Annotated in this window: 27 protein-coding genes and 1 tRNA gene; 24 read left to right on the forward strand and 4 right to left on the reverse strand. The window is 68.2% G+C overall.

The window, feature by feature from the left end; all coding sequences use genetic code 11:
- Nucleotides 1-14: 14 nt before the first annotated feature.
- On the reverse strand, nt 15-662 hold the full coding sequence (locus OC372_RS12165) for a LysE family translocator (RefSeq protein WP_029263770.1): 648 nt from the start codon (nt 660-662) through the stop codon (nt 15-17).
- 62 nt (nt 663-724) lie between these two features.
- On the reverse strand, nt 725-1,117 hold the full coding sequence (locus tag OC372_RS12170; RefSeq protein ID WP_029263771.1) for a nuclear transport factor 2 family protein: 393 nt from the start codon (nt 1,115-1,117) through the stop codon (nt 725-727).
- A gap of 89 nt (nt 1,118-1,206) precedes the next feature.
- On the opposite strand from OC372_RS12170, the gene OC372_RS12175 reads away from it, so the two are divergent.
- From OC372_RS12175 to OC372_RS12210, 8 genes are all read left to right on the forward strand, one after another.
- Entirely contained in the window at nt 1,207-1,587 is a 381-nt protein-coding gene (locus OC372_RS12175) for a winged helix-turn-helix transcriptional regulator (protein ID WP_029263772.1), read from the forward strand.
- A gap of 42 nt (nt 1,588-1,629) precedes the next feature.
- Nucleotides 1,630-2,937: an aminotransferase class V-fold PLP-dependent enzyme gene (locus tag OC372_RS12180; protein WP_262002211.1), complete on the forward strand. Its 1,308-nt coding sequence runs from the start codon at nt 1,630-1,632 to the stop codon at nt 2,935-2,937.
- Nucleotides 2,934-3,368, forward strand: a complete 435-nt coding sequence (sufU, locus tag OC372_RS12185) for a Fe-S cluster assembly sulfur transfer protein SufU (RefSeq protein ID WP_105711074.1) — start codon at nt 2,934-2,936, stop codon at nt 3,366-3,368. The genes OC372_RS12180 and sufU overlap by 4 nt, the downstream gene beginning before the upstream one ends.
- 16 nt (nt 3,369-3,384) lie before the next feature.
- The gene (locus OC372_RS12190) at nt 3,385-4,326 is read left to right on the forward strand and encodes a GNAT family N-acetyltransferase (RefSeq protein ID WP_262002212.1); all 942 of its coding nucleotides are present in this window, start codon (nt 3,385-3,387) and stop codon (nt 4,324-4,326) included.
- 68 nt (nt 4,327-4,394) lie between these two features.
- Nucleotides 4,395-5,036 carry an NADPH-dependent F420 reductase gene (locus tag OC372_RS12195; RefSeq protein ID WP_262002213.1) on the forward strand — a complete coding sequence of 214 codons (642 nt, stop codon included), beginning with the start codon at nt 4,395-4,397 and terminating at the stop codon, nt 5,034-5,036.
- 124 nt (nt 5,037-5,160) lie between these two features.
- Entirely contained in the window at nt 5,161-5,826 is a 666-nt protein-coding gene (locus tag OC372_RS12200) for a GntR family transcriptional regulator (RefSeq protein WP_105711077.1), read from the forward strand.
- 109 nt (nt 5,827-5,935) lie between these two features.
- Nucleotides 5,936-6,181: a hypothetical protein gene (locus OC372_RS12205; RefSeq protein WP_029263778.1), complete on the forward strand. Its 246-nt coding sequence runs from the start codon at nt 5,936-5,938 to the stop codon at nt 6,179-6,181.
- A complete protein-coding gene (locus OC372_RS12210; RefSeq protein ID WP_105711176.1) occupies nt 6,181-7,041 on the forward strand; it encodes a hypothetical protein in 861 nt (286 codons plus the stop codon). Before OC372_RS12205 ends, OC372_RS12210 begins: the two co-directional genes overlap by 1 nt.
- 15 nt (nt 7,042-7,056) lie before the next feature.
- On the opposite strand, the gene OC372_RS12215 is transcribed toward OC372_RS12210, so the two are convergent.
- Entirely contained in the window at nt 7,057-7,896 is an 840-nt protein-coding gene (locus OC372_RS12215) for an SDR family NAD(P)-dependent oxidoreductase (protein WP_262002214.1), read from the reverse strand.
- A 130-nt stretch (nt 7,897-8,026) separates the two neighbouring features.
- On the opposite strand from OC372_RS12215, the gene OC372_RS12220 reads away from it, so the two are divergent.
- Both OC372_RS12220 and OC372_RS12225 read left to right on the forward strand, forming a co-directional pair.
- Nucleotides 8,027-8,611, forward strand: coding sequence for a hypothetical protein (locus OC372_RS12220; RefSeq protein ID WP_029263781.1), 585 nt, complete (start codon nt 8,027-8,029; stop codon nt 8,609-8,611).
- Between the two features lie 64 nt (nt 8,612-8,675).
- Nucleotides 8,676-8,748, forward strand: a tRNA-Arg gene (locus OC372_RS12225).
- Here OC372_RS12225 and OC372_RS12230 read toward each other — a convergent pair.
- A complete protein-coding gene (locus OC372_RS12230; RefSeq protein WP_262002215.1) occupies nt 8,714-9,019 on the reverse strand; it encodes a helix-turn-helix domain-containing protein in 306 nt (101 codons plus the stop codon). The two genes, OC372_RS12225 and OC372_RS12230, sit on opposite strands and share 35 nt — an antisense overlap.
- Before the next feature lie 494 nt (nt 9,020-9,513).
- Between OC372_RS12230 and OC372_RS12235 the strand changes: the two genes are divergently transcribed.
- The 14 genes from OC372_RS12235 (at nt 9,514) to OC372_RS12300 (ending at nt 20,538) form a co-directional block, all read left to right on the forward strand.
- On the forward strand, nt 9,514-9,666 hold the full coding sequence (locus OC372_RS12235) for a hypothetical protein (RefSeq protein ID WP_262002216.1): 153 nt from the start codon (nt 9,514-9,516) through the stop codon (nt 9,664-9,666).
- Nucleotides 9,663-9,971, forward strand: coding sequence for a hypothetical protein (locus tag OC372_RS12240; protein ID WP_262002217.1), 309 nt, complete (start codon nt 9,663-9,665; stop codon nt 9,969-9,971). The genes OC372_RS12235 and OC372_RS12240 overlap by 4 nt, the downstream gene beginning before the upstream one ends.
- Complete coding sequence (locus tag OC372_RS12245; RefSeq protein WP_262002218.1) at nt 9,968-10,327, forward strand: hypothetical protein; 360 nt, start codon at nt 9,968-9,970, stop codon at nt 10,325-10,327. The genes OC372_RS12240 and OC372_RS12245 overlap by 4 nt, the downstream gene beginning before the upstream one ends.
- Nucleotides 10,324-10,671, forward strand: coding sequence for a hypothetical protein (locus OC372_RS12250; RefSeq protein ID WP_262002219.1), 348 nt, complete (start codon nt 10,324-10,326; stop codon nt 10,669-10,671). Before OC372_RS12245 ends, OC372_RS12250 begins: the two co-directional genes overlap by 4 nt.
- Nucleotides 10,672-10,759: 88 nt before the next feature.
- On the forward strand, nt 10,760-12,343 hold the full coding sequence (locus OC372_RS12255; protein ID WP_262002220.1) for a hypothetical protein: 1,584 nt from the start codon (nt 10,760-10,762) through the stop codon (nt 12,341-12,343).
- Nucleotides 12,344-12,346: 3 nt separating this feature from the next.
- Entirely contained in the window at nt 12,347-12,562 is a 216-nt protein-coding gene (locus tag OC372_RS12260) for a hypothetical protein (protein WP_262002221.1), read from the forward strand.
- A gap of 35 nt (nt 12,563-12,597) precedes the next feature.
- Nucleotides 12,598-13,701, forward strand: a complete 1,104-nt coding sequence (locus OC372_RS12265; RefSeq protein WP_262002222.1) for a hypothetical protein — start codon at nt 12,598-12,600, stop codon at nt 13,699-13,701.
- Nucleotides 13,702-13,704: 3 nt separating this feature from the next.
- Nucleotides 13,705-15,591: a hypothetical protein gene (locus tag OC372_RS12270; RefSeq protein ID WP_262002223.1), complete on the forward strand. Its 1,887-nt coding sequence runs from the start codon at nt 13,705-13,707 to the stop codon at nt 15,589-15,591.
- Nucleotides 15,592-15,593: 2 nt separating this feature from the next.
- The gene (locus tag OC372_RS12275; RefSeq protein ID WP_262002224.1) at nt 15,594-16,010 is read left to right on the forward strand and encodes a hypothetical protein; all 417 of its coding nucleotides are present in this window, start codon (nt 15,594-15,596) and stop codon (nt 16,008-16,010) included.
- Nucleotides 16,000-16,404, forward strand: a complete 405-nt coding sequence (locus tag OC372_RS12280; protein ID WP_262002225.1) for a hypothetical protein — start codon at nt 16,000-16,002, stop codon at nt 16,402-16,404. Before OC372_RS12275 ends, OC372_RS12280 begins: the two co-directional genes overlap by 11 nt.
- A gap of 3 nt (nt 16,405-16,407) precedes the next feature.
- Nucleotides 16,408-16,809 (forward strand): hypothetical protein, encoded by a 402-nt coding sequence (locus OC372_RS12285; RefSeq protein ID WP_262002226.1) that lies wholly within the window; start codon nt 16,408-16,410, stop codon nt 16,807-16,809.
- 2 nt (nt 16,810-16,811) lie between these two features.
- Nucleotides 16,812-17,315: a hypothetical protein gene (locus OC372_RS12290; RefSeq protein ID WP_262002227.1), complete on the forward strand. Its 504-nt coding sequence runs from the start codon at nt 16,812-16,814 to the stop codon at nt 17,313-17,315.
- Between the two features lie 2 nt (nt 17,316-17,317).
- Nucleotides 17,318-18,985, forward strand: coding sequence for a hypothetical protein (locus OC372_RS12295; protein ID WP_262002228.1), 1,668 nt, complete (start codon nt 17,318-17,320; stop codon nt 18,983-18,985).
- Nucleotides 18,985-20,538, forward strand: coding sequence for a hypothetical protein (locus OC372_RS12300; RefSeq protein ID WP_262002229.1), 1,554 nt, complete (start codon nt 18,985-18,987; stop codon nt 20,536-20,538). Before OC372_RS12295 ends, OC372_RS12300 begins: the two co-directional genes overlap by 1 nt.

The raw sequence follows: 20,538 nt of genomic DNA on the forward strand, positions 1-20,538 counted from the left end.
GTCGCGCCGGGCGCTCACGCGGTCGCGGGCTTCTCGCTCCAGACCAGCAGGAACGCCCCGAGCGCGATCATGAGTCCGCCGCCGGTGGCACCCATCGCCTCGATGCGGCGAGGTGAGCGGCCGAACCAGTCGCGGGCGGCGCTGGCGAGGAGCACCCAGACGGCATCGCACGTCACGCCGATGACGACGACGATCACTCCGAGCAGGAAGAGCTGCGCGGGGACGGAACCCGCGTGCAGATCGACGAACTGCGGCAGGATCGCGAGGAAGAACGCGATGGACTTCGGATTGGTGACTCCCACGACGAAGCCCTCGGTGAGCAGCCGCCACCCCGAGCGCCGCGCCGGAGCGGCGATCATCGCGCGCGCCGCATCCTTCCGGTGCCGGATGGCCTGGATGCCGAGGAAGATCAGGTAGCCGGCGCCGAGCACCTTGACGACGGTGAACAGCACGGCCGACTGGGCGATGATCGTGCCGACGCCGAGCGCGACCGCGACGACCAGCACGATCGAGCCGATCGCCGTGCCGAGGATGCTGAGGAACCCGCCCATCCGCCCGAGAGCCATGGCCCGGCCGATCGTGAACAGCACGGTCGGACCGGGGATCACGACCATGACGAACGCCGCGACGACGAAGGCGAGCAGCGTGTCCGGGGCGATCATGGGTCGAGCCTAGGGGCGCGGGCGTCGAGCGGTCGAGAGTGCGACCGCCCGACGCCGGTCGGTCAGCCCTGACCCCAGAAGCGGTCCTCCGCCTCCTGGTCCTCGCTGATGAGCCAGACTTCGGCGATGCGGTCGCCCGCGATGCGGAAGACGTCGACGCCGTGCTGGTCGAGGTCATCGTGTCCGGCGCGCTGCGCACGGAAGCGCACGGTGGCGGAGACGAGGTCGCCGGCCTCCGTCGCCGAGTCGGTCTCGAGCACGAACGTGCCGCCGCTGAGTTCCATGAAGCGGCCGAGGTGGGCGAGGATCGCGTCGGGGCCGACGTGGTCGCCGGATGCCTGGTTGGCGCCGGGCTGGTGCCACACGGCATCCGGATGGAAGGTGGCCGCCAGTGCCCCCATGTCTCCCGCGGCCAGGGCCGCACCGTACTGTCCTACAACGTCGATCGCCGACATGATGCTCCTTCTCGTGTGGTCGGTACTCTGGAGCATCCAGCGTCTCGCCGAGGGCGCGGTTACTTCAACGTCACCGGGAGGAGCAGCGCATGTCGCGCACGTGGACGGTGTTCTCCGCCAGCTGTCCGTCTCGGGCGTCGCTCGCCCGCATCGCGAACAAGTGGACCGCGATGATCGTGGTCCTCCTGCACGAGCAGCCGCTGCGCTTCGGCGAGCTGCACCACCGGATGGATGGGATCACGAAGAAGGTGCTCGTCGACACGCTCCGTGCCCTCGAACGCGACGGCATGCTGGAGCGAGCGGTCGGCGACGACGGCCATTCGCGCTACCTGCTCACCCCGCTCGGCCGAAGCCTGCATGAACCGCTCCAGGCGCTGCAGGTCTGGGCGGAGTCCCACGTGGAGGACGTGCTCGACGCGCAGGACCGCTACGACGAGGTCGCCGACGCGAAGACGCTCGACGGTCGCTGACCCGCGGGCCCACCCCGGGCTCGCAGGTGGGAAACTGGAGCGATGAGCGTTTCTTCCGGTGTCGACGTGATCGCCCCTCTGAGCGAGGCCGAGGTGCGGCGTATCCGCGAGGACTTCCCGATCCTGCACACGCAGGTGCAGGGGCATCCGCTCGTGTACCTCGACTCGGGCGCGACCTCGCAGCGTCCGTCGGCCGTGCTGGATGCCGAGCGCGAGTTCTCGATCACCATGAACTCGGCAGTGCACCGCGGGGCGCACACGCTGGCCGCCGAGGCCACCGAGCTTTTCGAGGATGCTCGCGGCACGCTCGCCCGCTTCATCGGGGCCGACGACGACGAGGTCGTCTGGACCTCGAACGCGACCGAGGCGATCAACCTCGTCGCCTACTCGCTGTCGAACGCGTCGCTCGGGCGCGGGGGAGCGGCTGCTCAGCGGCTCCGGTTGCGCGAGGGCGACGAGATCGTCACGACCGAGATGGAGCACCACGCGAACCTCATCCCGTGGCAGGAGCTCGCGGCCCGCACCGGCGCGACGCTGAAGGTGATCCCGCTCGACGACGACGGTGCCTTGCGCCTCGACGCCGCCGCCGAGCTCATCACCGCGCGGACGAAGCTCGTGGCGTTCACGCACGTCTCTAACGTGCTCGGCGTGATCAATCCGGTCGAGCGCCTGGTCGCGCTCGCCCGCGAGATCGGCGCTCTGACGCTGCTCGACGCCTGCCAGTCGGCACCGCACCTGCCGCTCGACGTGCGCGCGCTCGACGTCGACTTCGCCGTGCTGTCCGGGCACAAGATGCTCGGTCCCACCGGCATCGGGGTGCTCTACGGTCGGCGCGAGGTCCTGGCCGCGATGCCCCCGTTCCTCACCGGCGGCTCGATGATCACCACCGTCACCACGACCGAAGCCGAGTACCTGCCGCCGCCGCAGCGGTTCGAGGCCGGCACGCAGCGGGTGTCGCAGGCCATCGCGCTCGCCGCGGCCGTGGACTACCTGACCGAGGTGGGGATGCCGCGCATCGCCGCGCATGAGGCCGCGTTCGGGCGTCGGCTCGTCGACGGGCTGAGCGCGATCGACGGGGTCCGCGTGCTCGGTGCCGGGATCGACCTGCCGCGCGTGGGGCTCGCGAGCTTCGACGTCGCCGGCATCCACTCGCACGACGTCGGGCAGTTCCTCGACGACCTCGGCATCGCCGTGCGGGTCGGACACCACTGCGCCCAGCCGTTGCACCGACGCCTCGGCGTCACCTCGTCCACCAGGGCGAGCACCTACCTGTACACGACAGAGGCCGAGGTGGACGCCGTGATCGAGGGCGTTGCCGGAGCGATCGACTTCTTCCGGAGGGGCGCATGAGCGACCTGCAGAACCTGTATCAGGAGCTGATCCTGGATCACTCGCGCACCCCGCACGGCTACGGGCTGCGTGACGAGATCCCGGCGCAGTCGCACCAGCTCAACCCGACCTGCGGCGACGAGATCACGCTGCAGGTGCACCGTGGTCCCGACGGGGGCGTCGAGGCGATCGCGTGGGAGGGCCATGGATGCGCGATCTCGCAGGCCTCCGCCTCGCTCCTCGCCGAGCTCGCCGAAGGACTCAGCGTCGAAGACCTCGAGGTGCGTATCGCGGCGTTCCGAGAGGCGATGCGCTCCCGCGGCAAGATCGAGCCCGACGAGGAGCTGCTCGGCGATGCCGCGGCCCTCGGCGGGGTGTCGAAGTACGTGGCGCGGGTCAAGTGCGCCATGCTGGCCTGGGTCGCCGCCGAGGACGCGCTCACCCGCAGCTGAGGTGCAGGATGGATGCATGCCCGTGCATCTGAAGCCCCTGCCCGCTGGACGCTTCGACGAGTGGCGAGGCGCGGCCAGACAGCGCCTCATCGACGGCAACCGCGCATCGGGGAGGCGTGTCGGGGATGATGCGGTCGCGTTCGCCGATGAATACTTCGACGAGCTGCTGCCGCACGGGGCGGCGACGCCGACGGCACGGGTCATGCGGATCCTCGACGAGGGTCGGCGCGAGCTCGGCACCCTGTGGCTGGTGCTCGCCGGCACGAAGCTGTTCCTCCTCGACCTCGCCGTCGAGACCGAGCTGACCGGCACTCAGAACGACGAGCTGGTCGCGCGGATCCTCACCATCGCGCACGACATGGGCGCCACGCAGATCAGTGTGCCGCTGCTCCCGCAGGATGCGGCGGGTCACGCGCTGGTCGACGATCGCGGCTTCACGGTCGCGTCGATCCAGATGGTGCTCGAGCCGCTGCCCTCGCGTGATGTCGCCGCACACGTGGAGGTGCTGCCGATGACCGCGGAGAGGTTCCCCCGCTTCGTCACGGCTTCGGAAGAGGGATTCGCCCAGGACCTCGTGGCATCCGGTCGGTTCTCCCCGGAGGACGCCGCGGCGGAGTCGCACCGTCAGCTGGTCGAGGAGTTGCCGGACGGACTCGCCACCCCGGGGCAGGAGCTCTTCACGGCGACCGTCGACGGTGTCGAGGTCGGCATCCTCTGGCTCGGCATGCGCGAACGCGACGGACATGCGCATGCGTTCGTGCTCGACATCGAGGTCGCCGCGGGTCAGCGCCGCAAGGGGTACGGGCGCGAGCTGATGCACGCTGCCGAACGCGAGGCCCGACGACTCGGCGCCGACTCGATCGGGCTGCACGTATTCGGCTTCAACGCCGCTGCCGTCGAGCTGTACGAGAGCCTCGGCTACCGGCGGACCGAAGAGACGCTGCTACGCGAACTGTGACCTCGGTCACGGGACGACACAGCCCGACACGAAGGGAATAGTCCGCGGTGCTCGACGTTGCCCCCAGCATGACTACTCTCGGAATCATCGGTGCAGGACACATCGGCAGCCAGGTCGCGCGGGTCGCGGTGGCGAACGGCTACGACGTCGTGATCGCCAACTCCCGCGGTCCGGAGACGCTCGCGGACCTCGTGAAGGAGCTCGGGCCCCGCGCGAAGGCCGCCACGGCGGAAGACGCCGCGGCAGCCGCGGACGTCGCGGTCGTGACCGTCCCGCTTCGCGCGATCGACGCGCTCCCCGCCGCAGAGCTCGCCGGGAAGATCGTGCTCGACACGAACAACTACTACTTCGAGCGCGACGGCCACATCGAGGCTCTCGACAAGGGAGAGACGACGACGTCGGAGCTGGTGCAGCGCGCGCTGCCGGACTCGAAGATCGCCAAGGCGTTCAACCACATCTTCGCGGCCGAGATCACGACCGACGGCAAGCCGGCCGGAGCCCCGAACCGTCGTGCGCTGGCCACCGCCGGCGACGACGCCGAGGCCGTCGCGTTCGCGACGCGCTTCTACGACGAGGCCGGCTTCGACACGGTCAACGTCGGGCCGCTGAGCGAGTCGTGGCGGGTCGAGCGTGATCGCCCGGCGTACGTCGTGCGGCAGAACGCCGACGAGCTGACCGCGAACATCGCGATCGCCAACCGCCTCCCCTGAGGTCTCCGGGGCGAGCGCGACCGAGACCTTCCGCGTCTCGCGCGCTCGTCCCGGACCGAGGCATCCCGGGCGTGTTGGGATACCAAAAGTTGAGTAACCCGGCCCGTGATGCGAGAATGCCCAGATGGCGGGGGCTATGGGGACAAGCGGCGAACTCGAATCGGTCAGGGTCACGCGCATCTTGCGCGACGACATCGTGCTGGGCCGACGTGCGCCCGGGTCGCGTCTGGTCGAACGCGACATCGCGGCCGAGTTGAGCGTCTCCCGCCTCCCGGTCCGCGAGGCCATCCGCACCCTCGTGGCCGAAGGGGTCGTCGTCGCACGCCCCCGCACCTGGGCGGTCGTGCGCGAGTTCACCCGCCGCGACATCCAGGATTTCGCCGAGGTCCGTGAGGCCATCGAGACGCTCATCTTCGTCTTCGCCGCCGAGCGTCACGATGAGGCGGGTATCGCCCGGATCAGAGCCGCCTACGAGCGCGAGTTCGCGGCGGCCACGGCCCAGGACTCGGAGGCTGCGCGGATCGCGGCGGCCGAATTCCACGAGGTCGCGGTCGAACTCGCGGGGAACGAGATGCTCGGGGAGCTCATCGCGGTGTTCCTCACCCGGCTGCGGTGGCTGTTCGGGCAGCACGACGATCTGCTCGCCATGGCCGAAGAGCACCGCATCATCCTCGAGGCGATGGCCGCACGCGACACGGAGGCGCTCCGCCGTATCGTGCCCGCTCACCTCGCCAGCGGCCAGTCGGCAGCCGAGCGTCGTCTCGCCGACGGTAGCGACCTGTTGGTCTGAACCGCCGCCGTCCCGCTCGCGCACATTCGGGAACACCGACGACGGGTCCAGTTGTATATTGGTCCGATCGGAGTCGGTCCGGAAACGTTGCGCTGTTCTGGGGAGCGAGATGCGGAGTCTTGCTGTCGCGGTCGGGTGCCTGCTGCTTCTCGGAGGAGTCGCGCTGGTCGCGATCGCCGATCAGGAGCGGGTGGCAGCCCTCACCGCAGTCAAAGCGGAGATCGTCCGTGTCGAGCGCGCCCTGGAGGAATCCCACGGGGAGAACCTCGAGCTCGCGCAGAAGCTCACCGCGCTGCGGTCGCAGATCGCTGAGCAGGATGCCGAGATCGGCGACACCACGGGGTTCCTGCAGTGATGCGCCGGGTGCTGGCGGTCACGCTCGCGGCGGCGGTCGTGCTGTCCGCCGGAGTGCTCGCGCGGGCGGATGCCCTCGATCGGGAGCGCGTCGCGGTCGTGGCGGAATTCGGCAGCCTGTCGCAGGAATACCACGAGGCCAGGCAGCGCACCGAGTATCTCGAGGCGACGATCGCGCAGGCGGAGCAGGACACGGCCGACCGCGCGGCGGTGCTCGCGGTGCGGCCGGCGTTCGTCGCCGAGATCACGGCCCTGAGCCGCGTCTTCGACAATGCACAGGGGATGGTCGACACCGCCTCTCATCGGGCTGCCGCGCTGTCGGCCCAGCAGACCGTGCTGGCCGAGTCGAGGGACCCCGCCACGGTCACGGCGGCCACGGCCACGGTGCATGCGCTCGCCGAGAAGGTCGGCACCCAGGTCGCCTCGGTGCAGGCCGCGCAGAGCGCAGGACCGGGTGGCCCGGCCTGGACATCGAGCGGGCCGGACGGGTACGCGCGGGTGCGGGCGGCGCTCGACCTCGTCGGCGGAGGTGGTGTCGGGCTGTACGAGTCGTCGTCGTGCGCGGGCGGGAACGCGCCGGCCTGCGCCAACAGCAACGGCTACATCAAGTACCGCGGCGACATCGCGAACTGGAGTGCGGGCCGGTTGAACTGGGCCATGGCGCACGAGCTCGCGCACATCTACCAGTTCCGGGTCTGGGGTGCGCTCACGTCTTCCGGCGCGTACGCCTCGATGTTCGGCAACGACCCGGAGTTCCTCGCCAACTGCATGGCCGTCGTCCGCGGCTACCCCGGCTCGGTGGGGTGCAACGGCGATCAGCAGGCGTGGGCGTCGGGGATCTGGGTGGGCGCGGTCCGCTGACCCGGCCCGGTGCGGTCAGGCGACCGGCGTCGTCGTGTCGATCGCCGCGCGCAGCGGCCGTCGCATCACGCGCCAGTACGACGACGGGGCGATGCGCGTGAGCACGTCGATCAGTCGTGCCTCCCGTCCGACCATCGTGCGGGCAGCCCGTCGCTCGGTCGCTCGGACGATGCGGGCCGCAGCGTCCGCCGGGTCGGTGTGGTACATCGCGGCCTGTGCGGCGGCGGCACGAGCGGCGACTTCCGGATCGATCGCGGCGGCGTAGCGCCCGTGCAGGATGATTCCGGTGCGGACGCCGGCCGGATAGACGGCGCCGACGCTGACCGTGGTGCCCTCCAGCTCGTGCCGCAGTGCCTCGGAGAAGCCCCGCACGGCGAACTTGCTCAGCGCGTACGGGATGCGCCCGGCTGGAGCGGCGAGCGCATACACGCTCGCGAAGTGGGTGATGTGCGCGGCGGGCGCAGCGCGGAGGGCGGGCAGCAGCGCCTTGGTGATCGACACCGTGCCCCAGAGGTTCACGTCGGTGAGCCAGCGCATCTCCTCCATCGTGAGCTGGTCGAGGTTTCCGAGCATCGATGATCCGGCGCAGGTGATCAGGGCGTTGACCCTCGGATGCGTCGAAGTGATCTCGTCGGCTGCGGCGAACACGGCGTCGTCGTCGCGGAGATCGACCACATGCGTGGTCACCGTCGACCCGCTCAGTTCCGCGGCGATGGTCGCCAGGGCGGCGCTGTCGTGGTCGATCAGCGCGAGGTGCGTGCCGCGGGCTGCCAGCAGTCGGGCGATGTCGGCGCCCATGCCGTTCGCCGCTCCCGTGATCACGGTGGTGCTGCCGGCGAGATCGAGGTGTTTCATGAGTCTCCTGCGGTGCGCGATCCGGGGCCGTGGCGGTGGATGTCGGAGGGGTGGGGCATGCTGATCCGGAACCATTCTGGCCGACACCGGGCCCCAGTGATACCGGTACGCTCGTGGAGAGGAGGTACCGGTGGGACGGACAGCGGATGCCATCGCCGAAGGCGTCGCGATCGCGACGGCTGCCGCGCGCCTCGCCGTGAAGAATCACATCCTCATCGGCACCATCGCCGAAGACGGCGTCTTCGACATGGAGAAGTACATCGACGATGCGCGGGAGGCGCTGCGGGCGATGGCCGAGGAGTCGGAAGAAGCGGCCGCCAACGTCACCGCGCTGCGTAAGCGGGCCAGGGGTCGGCACTCCGATCCGGTGGGCACGCACGACTACCGCGACCGCGATGTGCGAAACCTGCGCCGCCGGGCCAAGCAGTCCACCGGGGTCGGCCAGCGCCTGCGCGAGATGATGGAAGACCGGGAACGTCTGGCGCAGATCGTCGAAGAGGCGCGGGACGCCGCCTGGGCCGACGTGCGCCACAATCTCGACCGCCGATTGCGGGTCGAGGGCATGCGACCGGATCAAGATCCCGACTACGGGCGCATGCGCGAGGCACGCATGCAGGCGCTGCGTCTGGTCGACCTGCAGGCGCTCTCCTCCGAGCAGCGCGCGCGGGCCAAGCGGCGCAAGAAGCAGCAGAAAGCCGAGGCGGCGAGCGACTGAGGCCTCGTTTCGCTTTCGCGTCAGGACTGTTGTAGGCTGTTCCACGGCCCGCTGAGCGGGCTGGGCGCCCGTAGCTCAATGGATAGAGCATCTGACTACGGATCAGAAGGTTAGGGGTTCGAGTCCCTTCGGGCGCACACTGTGTTGAGACAGTGACGAATCGGCTTCCACTTCGGTGGGGGCCGTTTCTGCGTTAACGGCGCTTGCGAGCCATTCGAGGCTCACGCCAGTTGTGCGCGCGATCCGCACCATCACGTCGAACGGTGGCACCGAGCGCCCCGTTTCGTACGTCGACAGCGTGTTACGCCCGATGCTGACGGCACGTGCCAGCTGTAGCTGGTCCATGCCCGCATCCTTGCGCGCCTTCGCTAGAAGCTCCCCAAGGGTCCATGTGACTGTCATGCTCATGGGTCGATAGTAGCGCGTCCGAAATTGTGACACGCCGAACTCAATGCATCCGTGTCTGTGCCGTACGCCGCAATCTGGGACACGTGAACCGAATCAGAGACAGGCCCCGGGCATTCCGCGCACCCTGGCGCGAAGGGCACCCATCACGGGTGTAACGGGCACATCGGCTAGCCGTGAGGCACACCCGGCCCAAACCCACCAGCCATCCACAGCGACCGTTCACGGGTCCCGGGTGAAGCGAGGGGAGACCCGCAGAGCTGTACTGCGAAACACCAGCGCCCCGAGAGGCCGGGGAGACGCGGTAAGTGGTACGACCGGGCGCGTCATCCAGGACAGCCCCGCCCTCAATTGCCTGTCAGTAGCGCGATCGAGAGACGCGCCCACACCTACGACCGACGCCCGGCTCCGCCGAAGCATCAGGACGTGTGTGGTCCCTTCCGTTCTAGGAGGGGGCCACTACTCCCTCAACCACTCACCACCGAAGCAGGGACGGGATGGAAGCCCACACCTACCTCGAATCCGGCTGGTGCTCCTGCGGACACCACCGGGCAGACGGACGCAACGAACGCGACCTGATCGACCCGCCGACCATCGCTGAAATCCGCGCGATCCTCGGCCCCACCTACGAACCGAAAGACCGAGCATGAACACGATCATCAGCCCCCGCCAGTCCGGAAAGAACACCCTGCTCCAGGTAGACGCCGACCTCCGGGCGCTCACCCAGAAGGCCCTGACCCTCGCCGGTGAAGCCCTCAAGACTGGATGCGACCGAACCCACGAAACCCTCGTCGACGTGGCCCTGACCCTCGACGCCGCAAAGGACCAGTTGGCCCTCGACGGCCTCGACTACCTCGACGCGGCTCAGGCCTTCGTCGTGGCCGGACGCAAGACCATCGACGTGCTCGGAACCGGCCTGGGCATCGTCCGCCTTCGTGAGGCGGTCCAGTCGTGATCGACAACATCAGCCCTCTGGCCCTTCTCGTCGCCCTGACCATGGTCGTGGCGCTCTGGCTCTACCTCGGCATCCGTGACCGACGCCGAGCGCGTCGGCGTGACACTGCCGCGAGCGTCCGCCTGGTCCGGGCCCAGTGGGAGCGGGAGCACATCTTGGGCCGGTGCTCTGCCGTGTGGCAGGACCGGGACGCCTGGATCGTCTGCACGCTCCGATACGAGCACACCGGCCCGCACCTCAACCACGCACATGGATGCATGGCCGACCGCGGCATGGTCGTGCGCCATGACCACTACTGCCGCTATCCCGTCCGGCCTTGCGTCTGCGCCGTCTTCGTCGGGACCACTCACCCGTGAGCGCGAAGCATCGTGACCCCGAGTACGTCGCGAACGCCCGCATCGTCCGCGCTCAGGTCGCGGCCAAGCGGCGCTCAGGGCGTGAGGTCACTTGCTGGCGATGCGGGCACGAGATAGACCCCGAGCAACGGTACGACGTCGGGCACATCGACCCGGACGGCGGGCACGGCCTCGGCAACCTCGCACCCGAGCACCGCTACAAGACGGGCCGGTGCATCGGCAACCGTGCGGACGGTGGCCGACGAGGTGCCGCGATCCAGAAGGCCAACCGTGCCCGCCGTGCTCCCGCCGTCCACACCTCCACCACCTCATCCGGCCTACTCAACTGGTCCAAGAACTCCTGATCGGCGCGTCTTTTTTATGTCTGTCACAGCAACCCCCGCCTATGGCTCTACAGGCGTATTTTTCCCCGAACTTGAGGATCACTGGCTCATGGATGAGTCGGCGTGGCTCGCGCACCGAGCCACCGCCCTCGAACCGGACGAGGTGACCGAGCTTCGCACCACCGAGCGCGACCGGCGCGAGTTCCTCACCGGCATGAAGATCATGGGCCAACTGGAGGACCGCGAAGGCAACCCGCAAGACCCGGTGCCCCAGCAACTCCTGGTGGTCGACATGCTCGCGGTCGGCCACGCCATCGACGCGATCATGATGCCGCGCCGGTCGACCAAGACGACCACCATCCTCGCCGTCATCATCGGGCGATGCGCATGCCGACCGCGCCGCAACTCCGCCTTCACTCTCGCGACCACCGGCCTCAAAGCCCGCGAGAAGTTCAACCACGAAGTGCTCGACGTGATCGAAGCCGAGTACCCCGACCCGAAGAACCGCCCCGTAAAGATCGTTCGGCAAGCCGGGTCCGAAGCGCTCCGCTTCCCCAACCGCTCCGTGTTCGCCGTCCACGCTCCGATCGGTGACAACTTCCGAGGGTCCGCCTACGACGAAGTACTGATCGACGAGTCCGGGCGCGCGAAGCCCGAGATGACCGAAGACCTCCTGGCCGCTATCCCGCCGACCCTCGACACCACCAAGGGCCAGTTCATCATCACCGGAACGGCTGACAAGATCCGGGCCGGGAACCTCCTCTACGAAGTCCTGTTCGAGAAGGCCGCAGAGCTCGGCGCGGGCATCCTCCGATACAACGCGCCCGACTCCACGAGCGACGAGGAACTGGCCGACTGGGAACCGACCGAATCGCACCCGCTCGCGAACGTGCGCGGGCTGGTCCTCAAGCATCACCCCGGCGTCGGCAACCTCACCGACCTGGACGACGTGCGCCGCAACTTCGTACTTCAGCCCCGACAGAAATTCATCTTCGAGTATCTGGGCATCTTCGGCGACGAGGGCGCGACCACCACCCTCATCAGCATGGCGGCGTGGGAGCGCACCACGGTACCCGGCGCCCTCCCGTCAAACCCGGGCCTGTTCTCCCTCGCGATCGCCGTTCACCCGGACGGCCTCTGGTCCTCCGTCGCCGTCGCGTGGCATCACGTCCTGGAACCCCTCGACCTCGTGGCCGTGGCCGAGGACATGGCGGGAGAGGACCGCGAGACGCGCACCGCCATCGGCCTCATCCACCACCAGCACGGCACCAAGGGTTTCTGGCAGAAGGTCCTGATCCTCGCGCGTGAACACCGCGTCCCGATCATCTACGACGGCGCGAGCCAAGCCGCTGCCGTCGAGGTCGAGGCGCTGGGCCGTGCCATGCCCAAGCCCACGCTGACACCGGCCAAGACGCTCGACGTCCGCCAGGGCGCGACCAAGCTCCTCAAGCTCCTCGAGCCGAAGGAACCGCCGTACACGTTCGCGCACTGGAAACAGGACCCGCTGGACAAGGCCGCCGCGATCGCGACAAAGCGCGCGATCGGCACCTATGGCGGCTTCGGACTCGGGCGTCCGAAGGACCAGCCGGACGCCGACATCACACCCATGGAAGCGGCGACGCTCGCCCTCCAGTTCCTCGACGAGGTGCAACCGCAACGTGCGCCTAGCGACCACTTCGACTTTGGAGATTGACGCATGAGCAGCTACCAGCACAGCCCGATTGAGCACGACGAGTCCGGCGGCGGCATCGTGACGACCTGCGCGGAACATCCCTGGTGGCGTCCCTTCCGCTTCTACCTCGACGACGCGCTGACCGCCGGGTGTCGCCACGAGCGTGACGAGCACCCCGGCGACTACCGCCAGCGCGACCGCTACCGCAAGCGACACGGCGTGTCGTTCCCCGAATCCTGACCGCAAATTCCAAGACCGCAGAGAGGTTCGAACACGTGGGAATCTTTGGACGAAACATCAAGAAGGACTATGCCGAGCGCGCGGCGCTCGAACTCATGCGCCCCTCTGGGCGCGCTCCGGTCGGCATTGTGTCGCCGTGGGCACCGGCTGGGGACCTCCAGCGCCTGGTCGTCGATGACACCCTGAAAGATCTTCTCGGTGAGAGTGCCGGAGTCATCACGCGCGAAGCCGCGTTGAAGGTGCCGGGTGTCGCTCGCGCTCACGGGATCGCGTGCACGACTTTCGCGAGCATCCCGAAGTTCGAGATGGAAGGCGACGTCCAGGCGAAGTCTCAAGCACCCTGGCTCACCACCTCCGCGTCGGGCGTGGCCCCGTACCATCGCGACTTCGGCGCGGCGTCGGACTGGTTCTTCGAGGGGTGGGCGTGCTACGGCTTCACCGCCGACATGGACGACTGTCTCCATATCCCGTTCGGCATGTGGTTCGTGGACGAAAAGGGCTTCGTCCAGGTCACCTCTGACCTGGTGCCCGCGAAGTACACCGCCAACCCGATCGCCATTCCGATCGGCTATGGCGAGGACGGCCTCCTGGTCAACGGGGCCACCACCATCCGACAGTCGCAGAAGATCGAGGACGCCTACCAGAACCGTCTGGACAACCCGATCGCGCTCACCGTCCTGACCCTCGAAGCAACCGACTACTTCGGGTACTCGAAGGAACAGCGCGCCGCGATCCGCGACGAGTGGAACGAAGGCCGACGCAAGAACAGCACCGGCCTGGTCCCCTCCACGGTCAAGGTCGAGTTCCCCGGAGCGAGCATGCCGACCGACCTCTACGAGACCGGACGCAACGCGAACCGCCTCGACATTGCCAACCACACCAGCATGCCCGCGTCGATCCTCGAAGGCGTCCGCCAGGGCGGCTCCGGCGGCGGTACCGAGATGCGGTACCAGGGCGTCGGCAACGGCGGCGAACGGTCCGACCTCTGGGAGTACGGCCTGGCCCGGCGCATGCTCCTCGCCTTCGAGGCGCGCATGTCCCTCGACGACGTGGTGGCACCCGGCCATTCCATCCGGGGCGACCAGAGCAACATGCACGCCACCCCGAACCCCGACAGCAACCCCACCAGTGAGGACTGACACATGAGAGAAATCGAAATCCAGATCGAGGGCGGCGAGGTGCTTGCGAGCGCCGACGACCGTTCGGTCACCGGCCTTCTGATCCCGTACGGCGAGAAGGGCCGCACCAACGTCGGCACGTTCGAGGTGGAAGCGGGAGTGATCCGCATCCCCGAAGATCCGTCCAGCGTCGTGCTCAACCTCGACCACGACCGCTTCGAGCCGGTCGGCCACGCCACCGCGCTCTGGGAGACGCCCGCCGGAATCATGGCGTCCTACGTCTTCGACCGCACCCCCGAGGGCGACGCCGCCCTGGCCGACGCCCGCGACCCGAACGGCAAGCGCCGCCGACTGTCCGGCGAGTTCCGCACGGGCATCAAGAACGGCAAGGCCACCGGCGGCAAGGTGTCCGGCTCCGCCGTCTGCGGGCGCGGCGCTTTCCCGTCCGCCATGGTCCTCGCCGCCGACACCCCGGACGACGACGAGGCCGAACCCACGACCACGACCGAGGGCGACGCGGTGGCCGAGAGCCACACCGACGACACCTACACCGACGACGAGGGACGTACCTACAAGCGCGTCTACGACTCCGAGACCGTCGAGACCGATACCGGTTCCGAGACCACCACGACCATCACCGAGACCATCACCGAGCCGACCGCCGAGTCGGAAGAAACCCAGGAGGACCTTCCCGTGACCGCATCCGCAATCCCCGCCACCCAGCGCGCCGGGGCACCCACCGCCCCCTCCAAGACGGCCACCGTCGAGGGGCCGACCACCGCCGAGGTCATGGCCGCGTTCGCGACCATGCGCAACCCGCTCCTGACCGGCAACGCCCGCGACGACGCCGAGGGCGTGCTGGCCGCGCTTGAGGACGTGACCACGGACCTCGCCGCCGGTGGCGAGGTCGCCCGTCCGAACTGGCTCGGCCAGCTGTACCAGGGCATTCCCTACGAGCGCGAGTACATCACACTCGGCACGCTCGGCACGAACATCACCCTGGCCGGCAAGCAGGGTTACACCCTCCACCGCGGCAAGCAGGATGCGCCGGTCAACCGACTGGGCGCACAGTGGGCGGGCAACAAGACGCCCATCTCGTCGGGCGTCGGCTTCACCAAGAGCCACGTTTCCTCTCTCGTCAAGTGGGCCTTCGGTGCCGACATCGCCCGCGAGTTCTTCGACCTGCCCGGGGCCGAGGAAGCCGTGGAATCGTTCTTCAAGCTGGTGCTGGAGGATCACCTGATCTGGTCCGACGGCGTGGCGCTGGAGGTCTGGCGCACGGTCGCGGGCAACCCGATCGCGCCCGAGGCGTACCCCGACGTCGAGGGCCACGACTACCCGGTGGCGCTCGGCATGGTCATCCAGGGCATCCTGGCGATCAAGGCCAAGAAGAAGGACGGACGGCGCGACACGCCCACGTTCATCATCGCCAACGAACTCGCCTACAAGGAACTGATCTACACGCCGAAGGACCTGATCCCGGAGTTCGTGAAGTTCACCGCCTCGACCGACTGGCAGGGCTCGGCTGACGGCCTGGTCCTCGTCGTCGGTGACACCGGCATCACCTCCACTCCGTCCGTTATCGTCGGGTCCGGCAAGGCCGTGGAGTTCGATGAGCTTCCCGGCGGACCGCTCCGCATCGACGCCCTCGACCTCGCCAAGGGTGGAGTGGACCGCGCGATCCACGGATACCTCCAGGTGTTCGTCGTCCGCGCCGTTGCCGTCGTCCACATCGGCGCGGCAGACGCCCGCGCCAACACGACCGACTACGAGGTGGGCGACCTCGCGAAGTCCGGCGAGAACATCTACCAGGCCGTGGTCGCCGGTACCACGGGCGGCTCCGCGCCGACCGTGCCGAACGTGGGCGAGACCGTCGAGGACGGTTCCGTCACCTGGCTCCGGCTGGCCTGAGCATGGCCGACTGGTACAGCGCCTCCGACCAGGGCCGCGTCAACGCGGCCTGGAAGGGTGCGCCCATCGAGAACGAAGAACTGTTCGGCTTCGTCCTCGATACGGCTCGGCTCCAAGTCGTCACGTACGCCCCGGAGCCGACCGAAGTCCAGTCGGCTATGGCGGCGCTCCTCCTCCAGTTCGGTCTCCAGGACCGGCTGGGGGAGGTGCTCGCCGTGCTGGCCCTCGACCCCGAGGACGCCCCGTTCAACCTGGTGTACGCGCAACTGCAACAGGCAAAAAACCTGTGGGCGGCGGGACGTGCAGACGAGAACGGCGGGGTCGGAAGCGAAGGTTTCAGCTTCGTTCCGCGACCGCTCGACAAGACAATCCGGTCGATCATACGACCGGTGAATGCGAGCGTGACCGGTGGCCTCTGAAACCCCGCTCCTGGACGCCCTGACCGACAGTCTCGTGGCCGACCTGACCGCCGTGGTGCCGAACACCTGGAAGGTGTGGGACGCCGAGGGTGGGGCCGTCGAGTCCCTGAGTGTCGTCCTCTACTACGAGCAGGGCGACCTTGCCACCACGTTCAACGGCCAGCCCTGCCCACCGCACCACGTGGGGGTCACCTACACCCTTACCGTCACCGCGCCCGAGAAAGACCCGGAGAAGGGCACCCGGACCGCCACAGAGGCGGTGCTAGTCCTCCTGCCCGCCCTCGACTCTCACGGGTCGATCTTCTGGGACCGCGCCACCAAGGTGCGCCTGGAGACCGGCGAGACCGTGTACCGCCTCGAAATCATCCACCTCTCACGTTTCAAGAAGGAGTAACCAATGGTCGAAGTCAATCCGCACTTCGTGGAAATCGCATTCAAGGTCGGAGAGGAAACGTACACCGAGCACGTCACCTCCTCGAAGTTCGTCAAGACCGACGAGGCGGCGGCATCGTTCCGCGACGTCGGCGGCAAGATGCACAAGCGCCAGGGCAAGCCCGGGCGCGCCCTCCAGGTCAACCTGGTGCAGGACTGGACCGCTACCGGCCTGGCCCGCATGTTCTGGGCCAACGAAGGTGACGTCGTGGAGGTGTCCTACGTCGCCCCCGAAGGCACCTTCTCCGCCAACGTCGTGCTGATCGCACCCGATCCCGGCGGCGAGGGCGGCGCGTTCGCTCAGGACCAGCTGTCCCTCCCGGTCGACGGTGACGTGACCTTCACCCCGACGACGGCGGGCGTGTAACCGTGGGAGTGCAGGGGCGTATCAGTCTCCTGATCGACTCGCCCCTGCGCTCCCTCGCGATCGCCTACCGGACCTTTCCCGCCGAGGTCCGCAAGCAGATCAACCGGCACACCAAGACCGAGGGTCAGCCCATCTGGAAAGGCGAGGTGGCCGAGCGCGCGGTAACCCGCATCCAGCACCGGGCGCTGGTCGATACGGCCAAGGTCGGCGTCACCAATCAGAACGTGTTCCTGCGGTCCGCGACCACGGGGAAGCTCCGGAGCGGTGCCGCCGCCTCCGACCTCGCCGCCGCCGCCGAGTTCGGTCGTCCCGCTCAGGCACCGATCGCCACGAAGTCCCGCAAGGGCAAGCCCTACAAGCGCACCACCGGCGACCTGTTCGGCCCGCGTCGCAAGCGCGGCAACGTCGTGTTCCCGGCGGCATCCGAGAGCATCGCCCGCTTCGCCGCCCTCTGGATTCAAACCACCGTCCGCACGCTCCACGAACTGGGAGAGAAGGTCAAGTAAGCATGGCCCGCAAATACGAAATCGGGATCGCCGCCGATACGGACGGCGTCGAGAAGGCGATCGCCAACGGCATCGTCGATCCGCTCGAAGAGGCCGAAGACGCCTTCGACGACCTGGAGAAGGCCGCGAAGGGTGCCGACCTCGACAAGGAACTGGAGAAGGCGCAGGACGCCGCCGAAGACCTGTCAGACGAACTCGACGAAACACGCGACAGTCTGCGCCGACTCAAGTTCGGCGCGCAGGACGTCGAGAGCGGGACCAAGAAGAGCTTCGGCAAGGCGTCCGAAAACGTCGAAGAGTTCAAGAACGAAGCCGCCGCGAACTTCTCCGAAGTCACGTCGTCATTCAACGGCGAAATGGACTCGATCCTGGACCTCGCCCAGGGCACCCTGGGTGGACTCGCGTCCGGCATCTCCGGCCCCCTGGGCATCGCTCTGGGCCTCGCCGCCGCCGGTATCGGCCTGGTGGTCAACGGGCTGGTGAACGGCGAAGAGAAGGCCGAAGAGCTACGGGAGCAAGCCCGCCAGTTCGCCGTCGAAGCCGTCAACGCCGGACAGTCGACCGAAGCCTGGCTGAGCGGTGCCCAGCAAATCGTCGACCGCATCCAGGAGCTTGAGCAACTGAAGGCGACTGACTGGCGCTGGTTCTGGGAGAAGGACCCGACTCAGCTTCAGAAGTGGGTCGACGGCCTCAAGGGTGCGGGTCGCTCCCTCGACGAGGTGGAGGGCTTTCTGGCCTCCGGCGCGGACGCTCAGGACGAGTACCGCAAGTCCATGCAGAAGGCCCGGGATGCGGCGATGGATGAGGCCGAGGCGATCGCCTCGACGAGCGCCCTCGCTGACGAGAAAGCCGCCGCGAAGATCGAAGCTCTCGAATCCGAGGTGGCCGCTTACGACGACGTGCTGGCCTCGATCGATCAGGAGATGTCGACGCGGGAGGAAGCCGCCGCTTCTGCCGAGCGTCAGCGGGACGCGGGCGTGGCCTCCGCACAGGCTCGGATGGAAGCCGAGCAGGAAGCCGCCGACGCGATCGCCGCCGCGCAGGACACCGTGCAGGCGTCCGTGACCGGTGCGTATGACTCGATGCGCTCGGCCGCGACCGACTACGCGACGACCGAGGACGGCGCGCTGAACATCGAACGGTGGCTGACCTACACCCAGGAGCACGCCGCCGCCGTCGCCACCTACCAGGCGAACCTCCAGGCCATGAAGCTCACGCCCGAGCAGTGGACCAACCTCATGGAAATGCCCGAGGCCCAGCGCACACAATGGGTCGCGCAGTTCGTCGCCCTCCCGGAGAACGCCCGCCAGCCTTACGCCGCCGCGCTCAACGACCTTGGCAAGGCGGGCGGCTCCCAGGCGTCCGTCGCGTTCGATGACTCCTTCGACCCCAACGCGGACGTCGATATCAAGGTCGACACCTCGAGCGCAGAAAGCGACCTGGAGAACGTCGCCCGCAAGCGCACCGCCGACATTGCCGTGAAGACCACCGGCAAGTCGAAAGCCAAGGCCGACCTGGACGCGCTCGCCCGCAAGCGTCACGCGACCATCGACGTCCGCGCGAACACCACCCCTGCCAATAACGACGTGGAGTCGTGGCGACGACGCCAGCAGTCGCGCCCCGTGTACATCGAAGTCCAGGCCCGCATGGGCGGAAAGCAGTTGACCTAATGCACACCATCACGAACCTGGACGGCGGCACCCCCGGGGCGTCCATCGAACTGGCCCGGAACCTCGCGACTCACGGCACTTTCGAGGTCCCCGGCGGATCGATCGAAGTAGCTCGCAACCGGTCACGCACCCCGCAAGCGTCGCTGACCGCGTGGCTATTCCAGCCGGGGACGGGCGCGACGGCGGACCAAGCCGTGACCGCCACGGGCGTCAATAACGCTCCGGTGGCGTCGATCACCTGGAGCGCGCCGCCGACCGGAGGCGTGCCCCGTATCTACCTCGCCGCGTCGACCGCACTGCGTGCCGCCGTCACCGCTGGCGCGACCGTGCCCGTAGCTGTCGACGTCTCGGCAGTCGGGGCCCAAGCCGCGATCACTGCAGACTTCTACAACGCCGCTGGGGCGTTCGTCTCCAACGTCACCGTGATCCCCTACCAGGCGGTGTCGACGTCGGCGGCGACGCCCACCCGGCTACTCGGGAACGTCGTCGTTCCGACCGGCGCGGCGACAATGGCGGTCGACGTGCGCGCGTCCGGCATCGCGGCGGGGTCGGTGCTCCGTGCATCGCGCTACACGGTGGGAACGCCGGGAGGTGTCTACCATGACGGCGGATACAGCCCGGACTCAGACTTGACGCCCGGGTGGGTCGGGGCCGTGAATGGCTCAGAATCGACCCTTACGGGTCTCAGTGCGCTTACGCCGATATCCGGCATGGCTTGGTCTGGAGATGGCTCGGACATCGCGATCCAGTCGGCGCAGTGGTCCGCTTCGGGTGGGCGATCTGCGCGGCTGATTAGTCAATACACCTCGTACCGGTACGTACTCGTCAACGCGCTCCCGCTCGGAACGTACACGGTCGTGATCCCCGTTCGTCTGGCCGCCGCTCAGATCAGTCCCGGGGCCACTTCCCGCACCATCGAATACCGCGTGGACGGCGTCACGCGCGCACTCTCTGACCCGTTCCCCAACCGCGAGGGCGTCCACGAACTGCGCCTGACCTTCACCAAAGACGTGTCCACAGGGACGCACCTCCTCATGCTCAACACCCGCACGCCGCGCGGTGACTCAGACGTCTGGATCGACGACTTCATGCTGGTGCCCGGGGTCTACGGCGGCCCCGCCTTCAGCGGCGACACCCCCGACCTTCCTGACGAAGACGAGTTCTACGACTGGACTGGCGCGCCCCGCGCATCGACCAGCGTTCACCGCCTTCAGACCTGGAGCGTCCTCAACAAGACTCGGCCTCTCGCGGTGGCCGGCTATGCCGCTGACCTCCAATCTCGCAACGAGTTCCACGACCTCCTGGACGGTTCGATCGGGGTGTCCTACGTGCCGCCCCGGCCCCGCTCAGGCACCCTCGTCACGGTCTATGACGACCGCGAGGCCGCGTTCGCCGCCGTCGCCATGTACCGCGCCGGGAAGACGTTCCGCTACGCCTCGACCGACCTGGCCGAACTCGGCATGGACTTCGCCCTGGACGGCGTCCTGAGCGTCGAACAAGACCGCGACGACACCGACGTCTGGTACGTCCTCGTCGGCTACCAGGAGGTGTGA

The sequence above is a fragment of the Microbacterium sp. Mcb102 genome, from assembly GCF_024519805.1.
Taxonomy (GTDB): Bacteria; Actinomycetota; Actinomycetes; order Actinomycetales; family Microbacteriaceae; genus Microbacterium.

Bases quoted from the DNA above. Each gene is read 5' to 3' on its own strand.
- OC372_RS12240 (WP_262002217.1), top strand. From the start codon at position 9,663: ATGAACACGATCATCAGCCCCCGCCAGTCCGGAAAGAACACCCTGCTC.
- OC372_RS12205 (WP_029263778.1), top strand. From the start codon at position 5,936: ATGCGGAGTCTTGCTGTCGCGGTCGGGTGCCTGCTGCTTCTCGGAGGA.
- OC372_RS12285 (WP_262002226.1), top strand. From the start codon at position 16,408: ATGGTCGAAGTCAATCCGCACTTCGTGGAAATCGCATTCAAGGTCGGA.
- OC372_RS12260 (WP_262002221.1), top strand. From the start codon at position 12,347: ATGAGCAGCTACCAGCACAGCCCGATTGAGCACGACGAGTCCGGCGGC.
- OC372_RS12165 (WP_029263770.1), bottom strand. From the start codon at position 662: ATGATCGCCCCGGACACGCTGCTCGCCTTCGTCGTCGCGGCGTTCGTC.
- OC372_RS12300 (WP_262002229.1), top strand. From the start codon at position 18,985: ATGCACACCATCACGAACCTGGACGGCGGCACCCCCGGGGCGTCCATC.
- OC372_RS12295 (WP_262002228.1), top strand. From the start codon at position 17,318: ATGGCCCGCAAATACGAAATCGGGATCGCCGCCGATACGGACGGCGTC.
- sufU (WP_105711074.1), top strand. From the start codon at position 2,934: ATGAGCGACCTGCAGAACCTGTATCAGGAGCTGATCCTGGATCACTCG.
- OC372_RS12190 (WP_262002212.1), top strand. From the start codon at position 3,385: ATGCCCGTGCATCTGAAGCCCCTGCCCGCTGGACGCTTCGACGAGTGG.
- OC372_RS12230 (WP_262002215.1), bottom strand. From the start codon at position 9,019: ATGAGCATGACAGTCACATGGACCCTTGGGGAGCTTCTAGCGAAGGCG.
- OC372_RS12195 (WP_262002213.1), top strand. From the start codon at position 4,395: ATGACTACTCTCGGAATCATCGGTGCAGGACACATCGGCAGCCAGGTC.
- OC372_RS12275 (WP_262002224.1), top strand. From the start codon at position 15,594: ATGGCCGACTGGTACAGCGCCTCCGACCAGGGCCGCGTCAACGCGGCC.
- OC372_RS12210 (WP_105711176.1), top strand. From the start codon at position 6,181: ATGCGCCGGGTGCTGGCGGTCACGCTCGCGGCGGCGGTCGTGCTGTCC.
- OC372_RS12270 (WP_262002223.1), top strand. From the start codon at position 13,705: ATGAGAGAAATCGAAATCCAGATCGAGGGCGGCGAGGTGCTTGCGAGC.
- OC372_RS12255 (WP_262002220.1), top strand. From the start codon at position 10,760: ATGGATGAGTCGGCGTGGCTCGCGCACCGAGCCACCGCCCTCGAACCG.
- OC372_RS12175 (WP_029263772.1), top strand. From the start codon at position 1,207: ATGTCGCGCACGTGGACGGTGTTCTCCGCCAGCTGTCCGTCTCGGGCG.
- OC372_RS12235 (WP_262002216.1), top strand. From the start codon at position 9,514: ATGGAAGCCCACACCTACCTCGAATCCGGCTGGTGCTCCTGCGGACAC.
- OC372_RS12200 (WP_105711077.1), top strand. From the start codon at position 5,161: ATGGCGGGGGCTATGGGGACAAGCGGCGAACTCGAATCGGTCAGGGTC.
- OC372_RS12215 (WP_262002214.1), bottom strand. From the start codon at position 7,896: ATGAAACACCTCGATCTCGCCGGCAGCACCACCGTGATCACGGGAGCG.
- OC372_RS12180 (WP_262002211.1), top strand. From the start codon at position 1,630: ATGAGCGTTTCTTCCGGTGTCGACGTGATCGCCCCTCTGAGCGAGGCC.
- OC372_RS12170 (WP_029263771.1), bottom strand. From the start codon at position 1,117: ATGTCGGCGATCGACGTTGTAGGACAGTACGGTGCGGCCCTGGCCGCG.